Annotated in this window: 12 protein-coding genes; 10 read left to right on the forward strand and 2 right to left on the reverse strand. The window is 42.0% G+C overall.

All coding sequences use genetic code 11. The features are described from left to right. From rhaD to J0A69_RS19860, 6 genes are all read left to right on the forward strand, one after another. Window positions 1-1,465 (forward strand): bifunctional rhamnulose-1-phosphate aldolase/short-chain dehydrogenase (rhaD, locus tag J0A69_RS19835; protein ID WP_206588373.1); only part of this gene is annotated, 1,465 nt, incomplete at its 5' end. Window positions 1,466-1,505: 40 nt separating this feature from the next. After that, window positions 1,506-2,540, forward strand: a complete 1,035-nt coding sequence (locus J0A69_RS19840; protein WP_206588374.1) for a GntR family transcriptional regulator — start codon at window positions 1,506-1,508, stop codon at window positions 2,538-2,540. 38 nt (window positions 2,541-2,578) lie between these two features. Beyond that, the gene (locus J0A69_RS19845; protein ID WP_206588375.1) at window positions 2,579-3,919 is read left to right on the forward strand and encodes an FGGY-family carbohydrate kinase; all 1,341 of its coding nucleotides are present in this window, start codon (window positions 2,579-2,581) and stop codon (window positions 3,917-3,919) included. Window positions 3,920-3,997: 78 nt separating this feature from the next. Continuing rightward, a complete protein-coding gene (locus J0A69_RS19850; protein ID WP_206588376.1) occupies window positions 3,998-4,741 on the forward strand; it encodes a (Fe-S)-binding protein in 744 nt (247 codons plus the stop codon). After that, entirely contained in the window at window positions 4,738-6,096 is a 1,359-nt protein-coding gene (locus J0A69_RS19855; protein ID WP_206588377.1) for a lactate utilization protein B, read from the forward strand. The genes J0A69_RS19850 and J0A69_RS19855 overlap by 4 nt, the downstream gene beginning before the upstream one ends. After that, the gene (locus J0A69_RS19860) at window positions 6,093-6,653 is read left to right on the forward strand and encodes a LutC/YkgG family protein (protein WP_206588378.1); all 561 of its coding nucleotides are present in this window, start codon (window positions 6,093-6,095) and stop codon (window positions 6,651-6,653) included. Before J0A69_RS19855 ends, J0A69_RS19860 begins: the two co-directional genes overlap by 4 nt. Window positions 6,654-6,697: 44 nt before the next feature. Here the strand turns inward: J0A69_RS19860 and J0A69_RS19865 are convergent, their stop codons facing one another. Next, the gene (locus J0A69_RS19865) at window positions 6,698-7,078 is read right to left on the reverse strand and encodes a VOC family protein (RefSeq protein WP_206588379.1); all 381 of its coding nucleotides are present in this window, start codon (window positions 7,076-7,078) and stop codon (window positions 6,698-6,700) included. A 28-nt stretch (window positions 7,079-7,106) separates the two neighbouring features. Next, a complete protein-coding gene (locus J0A69_RS19870) occupies window positions 7,107-8,150 on the reverse strand; it encodes a twin-arginine translocation signal domain-containing protein (protein ID WP_206588380.1) in 1,044 nt (347 codons plus the stop codon). A gap of 181 nt (window positions 8,151-8,331) precedes the next feature. On the opposite strand from J0A69_RS19870, the gene J0A69_RS19875 reads away from it, so the two are divergent. From J0A69_RS19875 to J0A69_RS19890, 4 genes are all read left to right on the forward strand, one after another. Continuing rightward, the gene (locus tag J0A69_RS19875) at window positions 8,332-9,168 is read left to right on the forward strand and encodes a sugar phosphate isomerase/epimerase family protein (RefSeq protein WP_206588381.1); all 837 of its coding nucleotides are present in this window, start codon (window positions 8,332-8,334) and stop codon (window positions 9,166-9,168) included. Window positions 9,169-9,227: 59 nt separating this feature from the next. After that, a complete protein-coding gene (locus J0A69_RS19880; protein WP_206588382.1) occupies window positions 9,228-9,830 on the forward strand; it encodes a DUF2911 domain-containing protein in 603 nt (200 codons plus the stop codon). 209 nt (window positions 9,831-10,039) lie between these two features. Next, window positions 10,040-13,192: a PVC-type heme-binding CxxCH protein gene (locus tag J0A69_RS19885; protein WP_206588383.1), complete on the forward strand. Its 3,153-nt coding sequence runs from the start codon at window positions 10,040-10,042 to the stop codon at window positions 13,190-13,192. Window positions 13,193-13,431: 239 nt separating this feature from the next. Beyond that, entirely contained in the window at window positions 13,432-14,565 is a 1,134-nt protein-coding gene (locus tag J0A69_RS19890) for an FG-GAP repeat domain-containing protein (RefSeq protein WP_206588384.1), read from the forward strand. Window positions 14,566-14,693 lie beyond the last annotated feature (128 nt).

Here is a 14,693-nt window from a genome sequence, read left to right on the forward strand (position 1 = left end):
CAACAGTCTGGAGGTAATCGAAACGGCTTCCGCTTATCTGGAAGAAAACTACGGCAAGAAAAGACCTGTCTTCGGGGGACAGAAAACAGAATCTCTTCCTGCAGCACAGCGTGCCTCACAGGCAGCATTGCTTGCTCCGGTACTACGCGGATTGGCTTCTTCCTATAAAAAAATGGTCGGTACTTTCACCGACACAGACGTGGTCTTACAGTTCATCAATTCAAATGATCTGGGTAAGTTGGCTCCTATGGGAACTTCCTGTCCTGATCACTTCCTGCGTACCAAGATCTCTCCTTTGGTTCTTGATATTCCAGCAGATATTGATCTTTCTGATCCAACTTCCCTGAAGGCTGATCTTGAAAAGGAATTCCAGGCTTATCGGGAGATGTATGCGGATTATTACGAAAAGCACAAGCATCCCAATTCCCCTGCCATGCGGGATCCCAATCCGGTGATCATTCTCTGGCCGGGAGTAGGGCTATTCTCCTTTGCCAAGGACAAGCAGACTTCCCGAGTGGCCTCTGAGTTTTACATCAACGCCATCAACGTGATGCGTGGTGCTGAAGCGGTTTCTTCTTATGTCTCTTTGCCTTTGCAGGAAGCTTTCAACATTGAATACTGGTTGCTCGAAGAAGCCAAGCTACAACGCATGCCTAAGGAAAAACCACTTTCAAGAAGAATAGCCCTGATCACGGGAAGTGCCGGGGGAATCGGAAAAGGAATTGCAGAAAGATATATCCAGGAAGGAGCATGTGTGGTGGTCACTGACATCAATGCGGAGCGTCTGGCAGAAACTGAAGCTGCCATGCAGAAAAAATACGGAAAGGATGTTTTCCTGGGGGTTACCTTGGACGTAACTGATCCGAAAAGTCTGAAGAAAGCCATGCAGGCAATCTGTCTGAAATTCGGAGGACTGGACATCATCGTCAACAATGCAGGCATCTCCATCTCCAAGGCTTTTGAATCACATACCGAAGAAGATTGGTCCAAGCTCTTGGATATCCTGGTCAAAGGTCAGTTTGACGTTTCCCAGGCCGGGGTCAAGATCCTCAGACAGCAGGGACTCGGTGGAGACATCATCAACATCGTCAGCAAAAACGCTTTGGTCGCAGGGCCTAAAAACGTGGCTTATGGAACTGCCAAAGCAGCGCAACTCCACATGTCACGGCTTATGGCAGCCGAACTCGGAGAGGACAAGATCCGCGTCAATGTGGTAAATCCCGATGCGGTCATCGAAAACTCCAACATCTGGGAAGGCGGATGGGCTGAAAACAGGGCCAAGGCTTATGGCATCGAGGTCAAGGACCTTCCTGCCTACTATGCCAACAGAACCCTGCTCAAAGAATCCGTCAAGACTTCAGATATCGCAGATGCTGCTTTCGCTTTCGTCTCCGGAATGCTTGACAAATCAACCGGAAACATGCTCAATGTCGACGGTGGACTCGCGGCAGCTTTCCCTAGATAGAAAAGAATGATTACCCATACCCAACATAACCCAAAATATCATGCTAGTGGACAAATCGGAAAGAATCCACACGGATTCAAGGACCCCTAAATATCTGCAAGTGGTGAATTTGATCCTCGATGAAATTGAAAAAGGAAAACTAAACATCGGGGATCGAATACCTTCCATCAATGAAACCAGCTTTGATTTTCTACTCTCGAGAGATACGGTGGAGAAAGCTTATAACGAGCTGAAAGATCGTGGAATCATTACCTCTGTAAGAGGCAAAGGTTTCTATGTTAGTTCGACTAATGTGGAAAACAAGATCAAGGTACTCTTGCTTTTCAATAAGCTGAGTTCCTATAAAAAGATCATTTATTATTCCATCATTGAGACCCTCGGAGACAATGCCACCGTGGATATGCAGGTGCATCATTACAATGCCGATTTGTGTGAGGATTTGATCAGCCAGAGTATTGGTAAATACAATTATTATGTTGTCGCTCCCCACTTCTTTGACAAAGAAACCCATCCGGTTAGCGGTTATGAGTTATTGAAAAAGATTCCAAAAGATAAGATTCTGATTATAGACAGAGCGGTAAAGGGTCATGAAAATGAGTTCCCTGGGATTTTCCAGGATTTTGCAAAAGACATCTTTGCAGCTTTGGAATCAGGGCTCGACCATTTGCGAAAATACAAGCGCATGATCTTGGTTTTTCCTAAAGGAGACATGTACCCTCTTGAAATCATCGATGGCTTTAAGCGATTCTGCTTCTTCCATGATTTTGAAAATATGATCCTGGACGGTATTGATGATGAGCCTTTATATGATGGAGATTTATTCTTGGTGATGGCTGAATCTGATTTGGTAAACATCATCAAAAAATCAAGAGAGCAATTACTGGTTTTGGGTCAGGATATCGGGCTGATTTCTTACAATGAAACGCCTTTGAAAGAGATTCTGGACAAAGGTATCTCGACGATTTCCACTGATTTCATCCATATGGGCAAGTCAATAGCGAACCAGATTTTAGGAAGCGAAGACAAAATTCCTATCAAAAACCCATTCCGATTAATTGTGAGAAAATCACTTTAAAACCCTGTCTTTTGCCAGATTTTAGGCTTTGAAATTTCATGAATAAAACACCTGTTACAGCTATTTTTGATATTGGTAAGACCAATAAGAAATTTTTCCTTTTTGATGAAAATCTGGAGGTTGTCTATCAAACCTATCATAGGCTGGAAGCGGGAGTAGATGAGGACGGTTTTCAATCCGAACCAATCGATGAGTTGAAAGCATGGATGATTGATACCTTCAATCAAGCTAGGGGAATCCAAGATTATGAAATCGTCCGAATCAATTTCACCAGCTATGGAGCCACTTTGGTGCATACAGATGAAAAAGGTATTCCTGTCACTCCATTATATGATTACCTAAAACCATTTCCAGAGGGATTATTGGAGAGGTTCTATCAGGAGCAAGGCGGAAAAATGAACTTCTGCACCAGGACTGCTTCTCCTCCTTTGGCCATGCTGAACTCAGGTTTGCAGCTTTATTTTATCAAAAACGAAAAGCCAGAGCTCTTTAAGAAAATCAGGCATACCTTTCATTTACCTCAGTATCTGAGTTCTATTTTCACAGGCAAATTCGTTTCTGACTTTACCAGCATCGGCTGTCATACTGGCCTTTGGAATTTTCAGGAGCAGGATTACCACAAGTGGCTGACTGAAAATGAAGTACTGGATTTGCTACTTCCAGCCATGGCAAGCTCCACGATTTTCAGCACCCTACCTGAATTTGGAAGCATTCCTTCAGGAATCGGGGTACATGATTCTTCCTCTGCGTTATTGCCATATTTGAAAAGGGAAAATGAACCCTTTATGTTGCTATCAACCGGAACTTGGGCGATCAGCATCAATCCTTTCAATAAAAGCCCACTCACAGAATCGGAACTATTGAAAGACTGCCTGCAATTTATCGGGATTACTGGCGATCCGATCAAAATAAGCCGCTTGTTTATCGGGGAAGAGCATAAATACCAAGTGGAAAAAATGTATGAGTTTTTCCAAAAACCGATGGGAACTTATAAAAAACTTAAATTTGATCAGGAGAGATTCAGTAAGGTCCAATCCCAGCCAAAACGTATTAAATTCCATTATCTGAAACCAGAGGCTTATGGATTATCTCAGGCGGAGTCTATGGATTTCAAGGATTTTGAAGACTTTGAAGATGCTTATTATAGCTTCATTCACGAACTGACTGATTTGCAAATCGCAGCGCTAAAATTGGTCTGGGCAGATACTTCTGTTTCCAGGATGTTTATTGATGGAGGGTTTAATGCCAATGAAATCTTTGTGGGAATGCTGCGAAAGAAACTTCCAAATCTGGAGATCCTGACGAGTGATTTTGCTTTGGGAACCGCATTGGGAGCAGCTTTGCTTGTTCAACCAGATTTTAAACCTCCGGTAATTTAAAATTTTCTTCTGTAGGATTACCTCCTTATTTTAGTTTTGAGACTCTTCGGAGAAGCGTCGAATTTAATTTCAACTTCCATGAAAGTAGCTTTATTTATCCCTTGTTACATTGACCAGTTTTATCCTCATGTGGCAAAAGCTACATTGGAACTTCTGGAGAAACTTGGATGCGATGTCAGTTACCCAATGGATCAAACCTGCTGTGGTCAGCCTATGGCAAATTCCGGTTTTGAAAGAGAAACGGTAGGCACCACCAAACAATTTTTAGAGACTTTCAAGGATTTTGATTTCATCGTGGCTCCATCAGGCAGTTGCGTACTTCATGTGAAGGAACATCAACCGAAAATTGAACGTCAGGAAGCAGAGCAAAAAGAAATTCAACACAAGGTCTACGAACTCAGTGAATTTCTTATCGATATCCTAAAAATAGGCACAATCAAAGGATCCTTCCCCCACAAAATCGGTTTCCATTCCTCTTGCCATGGACAAAGAGGATTGCGCTTAAGTTCTTCTTCAGAACTCAATGAAAAACCCTTCAACAAAGCAAAAGATCTTTTTGCAGGTATTCAGGGATTGGAAGTGGTGGAATTGACCAGAAAAGATGAGTGCTGTGGATTCGGTGGAACTTTCGCAGTGACAGAAGAAGCACTCTCCATTCAAATGGGAAAAGATCGTTTATCTGATCATTTAGCCCATCAAGTTGAAATCATCTGCGGAGGGGACACCTCTTGCCTGATGCATTTGCAGGGCATTGCAGAAAGAAATAACAAACCCGTCAAATTTATGCATTTGGCAGAAATCTTAAATCAAGCCATCTCATGAGCCATCCAAATCAAGCAGCCAATTTTCTGAAGGATGAAAAAAGAGCCCATTGGCATGATGAGACGCTGTGGTTTGTCAGAGAAAAAAGAGACATCTCCAGCAAAGGCATCCCAGAATGGGAAGAACTCCGAAAGCTTGCCTCTGGAATCAAAGACCATGTCTTGTCCAAACTTGATTATTACCTGGAGGAACTGGAAAAAACTGCCTCTGCAAACGGCATCAAAGTTCATTGGGCCAAAGATGCTGCTGAGCATAATGAGATAGTTTTAAGCATTCTCCAGGAAAAGAAATGCAAAGCGATTGTGAAGAGCAAATCCATTCTCACTGAAGAATGTCATCTCAATCCTTTTTTGGAAAAACATGGAGTAGAAGTAGTCGATACGGATCTTGGAGAGCGAATCGTTCAGTTTTTAAATCAGCCACCGAGCCATATTGTACTTCCGGCGATCCATTTGAAAAAAAGGGATATTTCAGAAATTTTCCACGAAAAACTTCAAACTGAAAAGGGAAATGAAGACCCTGCCTATTTGACTAATGCGGCGAGGATCCATCTTCGTGATAAGTTTATGAAAGCCAAAGTGGCGATCACAGGAGTCAATTTTGCAATTCCGGAAACAGGTGAGTTTGTAGTCTGTACCAATGAAGGAAATGCCGACATGGGTGTTCATCTGGCGGATGTACATATTGCCTGCATGGGAATTGAAAAAATCATCCCAAAAAGAGAGCACCTCGGGGTTTTTCTCAGACTCTTGGCAAGATCAGCCACAGGACAATCCATCACAAATTACAATTCACATTTCCGTAGTCCCGCACCTGGCAAAGAGATCCATTTGATCCTTGTGGACAATGGAAGAACAGAACAGCTGTCAAGGGAAAAGTTCAAGAATTCTCTTAAATGCATCAGATGTGGTGCTTGTATGAATACCTGCCCGATTTACAGAAGAAGCGGAGGATACAGCTACGGAAGTACCGTTCCCGGTCCAATCGGTTCGATTTTATCTCCGGGAATTGATGTAAAAAAATACAGTACGCTACCTTTTGCCTCCACCTTATGTGGAAGTTGCTCGGATGTCTGCCCTGTAAAAATCAATATCCATGAGCAGCTCTATGAATGGCGTCAGGAAATAACCAAGGCCCAAGGCTGGTCTGCGAAAGAAATGTCTATGAAAATGGCAAATGGGATTTTCAAAAGTCCATTGGCTTATAAAGTTTCCGGAAAAGTATTGAGAGCTACTTTGAAGACCTTGCCAGACAGCCTTATTTACAATCCTTTGAATGCCTGGGGAAAAGGAAGGAATGTTCCTGAAGTGCCGAAAGAATCATTTAAAGAATGGTATCAAAAAAACAGATCATGAGCAGCAAATCAATGATACTTTCGAAAATCAAAAAACTGGCTCAGGAGGAGAAACCTTTGCCTGAAATCCCATCTTTTGAAGTCGTTGGAGATTTGGTGGAGACTTTTAAGAATTCTGTTGCCATGAACAAAGGAACTGTAATTTCAGCGATGGAATTACAGGATCTGGTCAATTCAGGAGCTTATCCAAAAGTCTACTCAGGATCAAAATTGATTGAAGATCTAAAAACATTTGACCTTCCAGCTCATCCAAAAGATCTGAACGATCTGGATTTGGCTATTATTGACGGTCAATTGGGAGTGGCAGAAAATGCAGCGATCTGGCTGGAAGATGATAACCTGGGTTTGAGAGCCGTTCCTTTTATCACCCAACACTTGGTTATCGTGTTAGAGCAGTCCAAAATCCTTGGAAATATGCATGAAGCTTATGGCATGATCGGAGCACATTATTCAGGGTTCGGACTTTTTATCGCAGGTCCTTCCAAAACAGCGGATATAGAACAATCCTTGGTGATTGGAGCTCATGGAGCAAAAAGCCTTCGAGTGGTATTAGTCTAAAAGAAAAAATCCCAGCAAGATCCACTCACTGGGATTTCAGAATTTTATTCTTGGGAATGGATCGCAATCCTATTTCCTTCAGAATCCAAGAATACCCCCATATATCCAATGTCTGGAGCAATCAGTCTTTTGGGAATCTGAACTGTCCCTCCTGCTTCCTCCACTTTCCCTAACTCAACGCTACAGTCTTTTGAAGAAAAGTAAATTAAGACCCCTGCTAAATTACTAATAGCATAAAAATCCTTGTGATAAACCAGACTTCCCTGAGCTCCCATGCCTGATTGATCTCCTGGGAACCAGCCCATTTGAAAATCTCCCATGACTTGTTTGTTCAGCTTGCAATCGAAAACTTTCTCATAAAAAGCGATGGCTCGATCCATGTCAGCTACAGGTATCTCAAACCATCCAACAGTTACTCTTTCCATAGTGGGTGGGGTTAGGTTTTATAAATAATTAAGTTCTTGTCAATTTGATCGGATAAGTTTTGCCGGCATTCCATTGGCAGACATAGATATTTTCATCTTGATCTATGCAGACATCATGGCAATGCTTGAAAATCGGCTGAGACTGTACCATTAGCTGTAATTCTCCATTTCTATATTCCGGAGCTGTTCCACCCGGATTGGAAACTACTTTATTTTCTTGGTTCAAAATGGTAACAAACCCAGAATCCGGTGTCTGCTCCAAATACCTCAATCGTGACCAGCAAACACCAGCATAAAGATTATCTCCATGAATTACAGGGCGGCATACAAAAGCACCCGGAAGAAAAATCGTCTCCATATATTCTCCATCCAAACTGAATCGCTTGAATGAATTATGTCCTCTTGAAGTACAAAGCAAGGTAGGTGCTTTGCCTCCTCTTTGATCAACCGTGATCCCATGGGCAGTGCTGAACTGGGCATCTCCAGAACCCGGGCCTCCGAATTTTCTTTTGAAGATCCCATCTTTATCGTATTGCAAAAAATACTGGGAGCCATAGCCATCGGCAATGTATAAATCACCATTTGGTGCGACAGTTGTTTCGGTAGGAACCCAATTCATTTTATCAGTATAAATCCCTTCTTGCTTTGGGGAAACAATCTCGGCCACAACAACTCCATCGAGGGTAGTTTTAACTACTCTTCCACCATTGTCGCAGATCCAGAAATATTCTGCATCTCCCTCGTCCACCAAGGTCAGGCCGTGCGCACGATCCAAACCAAGCGTCCAGGTTTTCAACAACTTCCCAGACTGGTCATAGATGATGACATTGTTTTTTGCCTCATCAGTCAGCATGATCATCCGACCTTTGCGGTCCATCACCATTTCATGACAGTTGACAACCGGTACTTTTTCAGGGTCCAGCATACCCCATTTTGCATCTACTTTGTATTGAAAATCACCATGTCCGATGATTTCATCTGTATTAAATCCGAAAGAAAATGATGGTGCTATACTCATGGCTAATCCCGCTAGGGAGGTTTGTTTGACAAAGTCTCTGCGACTTGCTTTCATAATTTCAGGTTATTGAGGTATTGAATAAATTCTGCTTATTAGCCGAACAATCTTTGTAATTTACGAGAAACAAAACATTAAACCCAGATGAAATCGAGCATTTAAACAACAGTAAAAATTTTAGATCAGTTAACAATTATGCAAGATTCCATGTGCCCATTGAAAAATAAACTATAAACACATGAATAAGCAGTTTTACCTTTTAGTATTCGCCCTATTGGGAATACTTCCTATTTCCCAAACTTTCGCGCAAGAAATCGCCTTACAACTCTATTCCCTTCGAAATGAAATGAAGGAAGACCCCGTCAAATACCATCAGATGATTTCAGAATGGGGTATCAAAAATCTCGAAGGAGGAGGAACTTATGGGATGTCGGATTTTGAATATGAAAAACTTCTGGCAGACAATAATCTGCAGTTTGTAGGTGTAGGTGCTGACTACGCTCAGCTGACCAAAACTCTCCAGCCAATTATTGATCAGGCTAAAAAATACGGAGCCAAGTACGTGACTTGCTATTGGATTCCACATACTGAAGGACCGATCTCATTGGATGAAATCAAAGTTGCCACTGCCCTTTTCAATCAAACAGGCAAGGAATTAAAAAAGCATGGTTTGGAGTTTTTATATCATCCACATGGCTATGAATTTGCTCCAGCCGGAAAGGGTGTGGTACTGGATTACATGTTGGAAAATGCAACTGACTTTGCTTTCAACATGGATGTTTTTTGGATAAAAATGGGTGGTGGTGATCCTCTCAAAATCATGAAAAAGCACAAAGGAAAATTCCCAATGCTGCATCTAAAAGACCGTTTGATAGGCACTCAAAATACCAACGACGGCCATGCGGATGTGGAAGCAAATGTGGTCCTTGGAACTGGGGATGTGAATATTGCAGGCATCATCAAAGAGGCAAAAAAACAAGGAACAAAATACTTGACTATTGAGGACGAAAGCTCCAGATCTGTGGCTCAAATTCCTTTGAGCGTAGCCTTCATCAAAAAGGAGCTAGCTAAATAAATTCGCCTCTTTTGATGAAAATGAGTTAGATTGCTACCGTTTTAAACCCAATTTATTTTATGAACAAAAAATCTTTTTTCATGCTTTTGGCATTTTCTCTATGCCTGGCATTCAGCACACAATCTTTCGCACAGCTTCAAGCTCCGGCTCCAAGCCCTGCAGCATCAGTTTCTGCAAATGTAGGTTTCACCAAAATCAGCATTGATTACTCAGCACCTGCTGTGAAAGGTAGAAAAGTATTCGGTGAACTTGAAAAGTATGGAGTCACTTGGAGAGCAGGTGCAAACGGCCCAACTTTCATTGAATTCAGCACTCCTGTAAGTGTAGGAGGTAAGAATTTGGCAGCTGGTAAGTATTCACTTTTCATCACGCCTATGGAAACAGGTGACTGGACTATCCATTTGAATGCAAAAGGAAAATCAGTTTTTGAATACATGAAAGATGGCAAAATCGATGAGGCAGCAGTTTTAGCTGATGATGCAGTAACTATTAAAACTGCACCGATTCCTGCACCTGAAAACTTTGAAAGACTGGCTTATTTTGTCTCTGCAGAAGACAACAAAGTAGCATCTGTAACCTTTATGTGGGCCGATGTGATGCTTACTTTCTATGTTGACACGCAAGTGGACCAGAAAATGGAACAGTTTAAATCTATCTTCTAAAAGGACTGAAAAGAATTAAGCGCAGCCAAAAGCTGCGCTTTTTTTATGCCCAAATTATAAGAATCACCTACCAGTACAGGATGCGGGCTAATTAAAAAAAACTAATTATGCGGGTCAATTACCCTTAACCCAAAACCATCCAAAAGACACTTTTGCCTTGTTAAAAACTGATTTTCTGGCTAAACTACATTTGGATGACAATTTTGAAAATGAGAAAAATAAATTCTTTAGCTCCCGTGCTGCTTTTGGTACTGGGACTTGCTGCCACTAGCTGTAAACCTGATCGAGTTTTTGATGTCCAAAAAGACACCCACATCATGATGGTGGGAAATAACCTTGGTTCGAGAATGATGAACTTCGGTTATTTTGAAACAGAAATTTATGAACGCTTTCCTGATCAACAACTGATCATCAGAAACATGAGTGACCCGGGTGATACGCCGGGATTCAGGCCTAGATCCAGTACGAATGACCCTTGGGCATTTCCAGGAGCAGAAGAATTTCAAGAGGAATACGCTACACCTTCCGGAAGTATCGGTTTTTTTGAAAAGCCTGATGAATGGCTGACCAGATTAGAAGCTGATATTATCATCGGTTTTTTTGGCTTCAATGAAAGCTTTCAAGGAGAAGCAGGACTTGAAAATTACAAAGCTGAATTGGATGCATTTATCCGTCATACCCTAGCCCAGAAATACAATGACAGCATTGCTCCGCAGCTAGCATTGGTTTCCCCTATTGCCTTTGAAGACTTAAGCGACCAGCTGGATGTGCCAAATGGTGAAAAGGAAAACAAAAACCTATTGATGTATACCGAAGCGATGGAAGAAGTCGCGTCGAAACACGAAAATGTCATTTTTGTGGATGCTTTTGGACCAAGTGAAAAATGGTATGCGCTGGAAGATGAGCCCCTGACAATTGATGGTTCGCAATTGAATGACAAAGGCTATAAGATGTTTTCGGAATTTCTTGCCAATGAACTTTTTGGAGGAAATAAAGTAGCCACTGCGCATGAGGAGTTGATTCATGAAGCCGTGATGGAGAAAAACTGGATCTGGCACAATGACTATAAAATCCCGAATGGAGTTCATGTTTTTGGAAGGAGATACGATCCTTTCGGTCCCGACAATTACCCTTTTGAATTGGAGAAAATCCGCCAGATGACCGCTATCAGAGATACTGCGATCTGGATGGCAACCAAAGGAGAAAAGAAAGATTTGGCAGCAGCAGATGCTTTGACCAGAAGTCTGCCAGAGGTCAAAACTAATTACAATCCCGATGCAAATGGGGATTTGGAATACAAATATGGAGAGGAAGCTCTCAAAACTATTACTGTTCCAGAAGGCTACAAAATTGAATTGTTTGCTTCGGAAGAAGAGTTTCCTGAACTAGCCAACCCAGTTCAAATGTCCTTTGACAACAAAGGTCGACTTTGGGTAGCAGTGATGCCAAGTTATCCGCATTACAAGCCGGGAGATTCCAAACCAAATGATAAATTGATCATTTTGGAAGACACTGATAAGGATGGAAAAGCCGATAAAGAAACTGTCTTTGCTGATGGCCTTTCGATTCCAGTAGGTTTTGAGATTGCTCCGGAAGGAGTCTATGTTTCACAAGCGCCTAATTTGGTTTTACTGACCGACACCGATGGGGATGATAAAGCAGATAAGACAGAAATCCTACTGAGTGGTTTTGACGATCACGACACGCACCATGCGATTTCAGCTTTTACTACAGATGAAAGTGGCGCTATCCATATGGCAGAAGGAGTTTTTCTTCATACCAATGTGGAAACTTCTTATGGTCCTGTGAGAGGAACGAATGGGGGATTTTATAGATACGAACCAAAAAGACATAAGCTGGAGCGGGTCAATCAGGTCAGTATCCCGAATCCATGGGGAATTGCATTCGACGATTGGGGACAGAACTTTTACGCAGAAACCTCTGGTCCAAATGTCAATTGGATGCTTCCTGGCTCGGTACTGCCGAGGTATGGAAATGCCAACTTCAAAGGTCCAAATTTGATTGAACCGAAGCATATGGTTCGCCCTACATCAGGTTTAGAATTTATTTACAGCCGCCATTTTCCGGATGATATTCAAGGTGATTTGATCATCAACAATACCATCGGATTCTTGGGTACCAAGCAACATAAAGTCCATGAGGATACAGTAGGTTTTACCACCAATTGGGCCCAGGATCTGATTACTTCGACAGACGGAAATTTCCGTCCGGTGGATATGGAAATCGCTCCTGATGGTTCACTTTACGTGGTAGATTGGCATAATATCCTGATCGGCCACATGCAGCATAATGCCAGAGATCCTTACAGAGATCATGTGCATGGAAGGATTTATCGATTGACGTACCCTTCCAGACCTTTGGTAGAACCAGCAAAAATAGATGGTGCAAGTATTCCTGAATTGCTGGAGAACCTAAAACTACCAGAATACAGGTCCCGATACAGAACCAGAAGAGAACTCAGAGGAAGAGATGCGGAAGAAGTGTATCAGGCTGTTGAAAAATGGCTTTCTGAGCTGGATCCAAATGATCCCCGCTATGAGCACCATCGTTTAGAAGCCCTTTGGGTCACTTGGGGCATCAATAAAATCAATCAGGATCTCCTGAAGCAACTCCTAAAATCGGATGATTACAGAGTGAGAGCAGCTTCTGTGAGAGCTTTGAGATATACCAGACATCAGGTAAAAGATCAAGCGGAATTAATGATGCAAGCGGTCAAAGACCCTCATGGAAGAGTGAGGATGGAAGCCATCGCAGCAGCTTCTTGGCTCCCTGCCGAAACCGGAGTTCCGATTTTGGCGGAAGCCGAAAAACAGGAAAAGGACAATACCTGGATCCCTAGAACTCTCGAAACAGCCATCGCTCATATCAACGGACTTTCCGTTGCAGAGAAAAAAGAAGAAGATATCAAGTCTTCTTTAACTGGTTCGGATAGAGAGCTTTTTGTCTTAGGAAAAGAGATTTATGCCAGAGAAGGCTTCTGCTCCACCTGTCATCAACCCAATGGAAATGGCTTGGTAGCTTCTGGCTTCCCTCCATTGGCTGGGACGCCATGGGTTACAGGTAGCGAGGAACGTATGATCAAGATTGTATTGAAAGGACTGATGGGACCAATCACAGTTTTGGGACAAGATTATCCAGGACAGGTACCGATGACTCCTTTTGAGGGAATGCTGGATGATACGGAAGTGGCTGCTGTGATGACTTATGTAAGAAACTCCTTTGGCAACCAAGCTTCTGCCATCTCTCCTGAATTGGTGAAAAAGGTGCGAGAAGAAATCAAGGATATGGAAGGCTTTTATAAACCAGCTGATTTGCTGAAAGAACATCCGTTGGAAAAGTAAAGAGATTTATGATTTCAGATATAAGATTTATGATTTATTCGAACGTCATTGCGAGAAGGCCAAAAGCCGACTAAGCAATCCATTCTTTGATTTAAGATTTATGATTTCAGATATAAGATTTAAAACATCGATGTGGGAAGGCAAAAAACCGACGAAGATCCAGATTTATGAATCCTGATTTTAATCTTCAATTCTTTGTACATGGTACTTGATACTTTGTTCAATAACCTAATAATAACATGAACCCAATCAAACACAGTCTTATATTTTTTTTGGCAGCAATTCCATTCTCTCTTTTTGCTCAGGAAACAACCGTGAAGTTTCAGAAGCAGGTAATTGCCTATGAAAGCACGGAATCGGTTGGTGTTTTTGATGTGGATAATGATGGGGTTTTGGATTTGATATCGGGTAGTTTTTGGTACAAAGGACCGCAATTTATTGATCGATCTCTGATTGGACAGGTGAAGCGATACGGGGAATATTACGAGGATTTTTCTACCATTCCAATGGATGTGAATGAGGATGGAAAAATGGATTTTGTAAGTGGAGGATGGTTTGAGGGAACGCTCATCTGGAAAGAAAATCCGGGAGACGGTTCGGAATGGCCTATTCACGAAATCGCCAAAACAGGAAATATAGAAACTACCCGAGGTTGGGATATTGATGGAGATGGGGTATTGGAGATTTTCCCAAACACTCCCCGAAAAGCACTCGCTTTTTACAAAAAAACCGGCCCCGACCATTTCGAAAAATACCCTGTTGCAGAGATGCATGGACATGGATTGGGTTTGGGAGATATCAACGGTGATGGAAGAAAAGACCTGGTTATTTCTACAGGTTGGCTGGAAGCTCCTAGTGATTTAAAAACCGGAAAATGGACCCTTCATGAGGATTTTGATTTAGGCGATGCCAGCATTCCGATGATCGTTGCTGATGTGAATGGAGATGGACTGAATGACATCATCGTAGGACAGGCGCATGCATTTGGACTCTTTTGGCTGGAGCAGGAAAAATCCGGCGATTCCATCAGCTTTGTGAAACATGAAATCGATCCATTTCAATCTCAATACCACACGATGGAATGGGTGGACATCGATAATGACGGACAAAATGAATTGGTCACAGGCAAGCGCTATCGAGCCCATAATGGAAAAGATCCGGGAGGAAAAGATTACGCAGGTTTGTATTATTTCAAATGGAATGGAGAAAGCTTTTCCAAAAATATCATAAGCTATGGACCTATTGGAGAAGGAAAAGGTTCTGGGCTTTACTTTTCGGTTGCAGACTTGAATTCTGACGGTTGGAAGGATATTGCAGTAGCAGGAAAAGATGGCTTGGTTGTTTTTAAAAATCTTGGGAGACCAAATAATTAAGATATCTGATTAAATTTTGGTAAGCTCCCTAGGGCTTTATTACTTTTTCCAAACATGTTTTAAGTTCATATTTTTTGTAGATTATCATACATTTTTAAATCATTTTTAAAATCTTCAATATTTCGAAT

The sequence above is a fragment of the Algoriphagus pacificus genome (assembly GCF_017254845.1).
GTDB classification, from domain to species: Bacteria; Bacteroidota; Bacteroidia; order Cytophagales; family Cyclobacteriaceae; genus Algoriphagus; species Algoriphagus pacificus.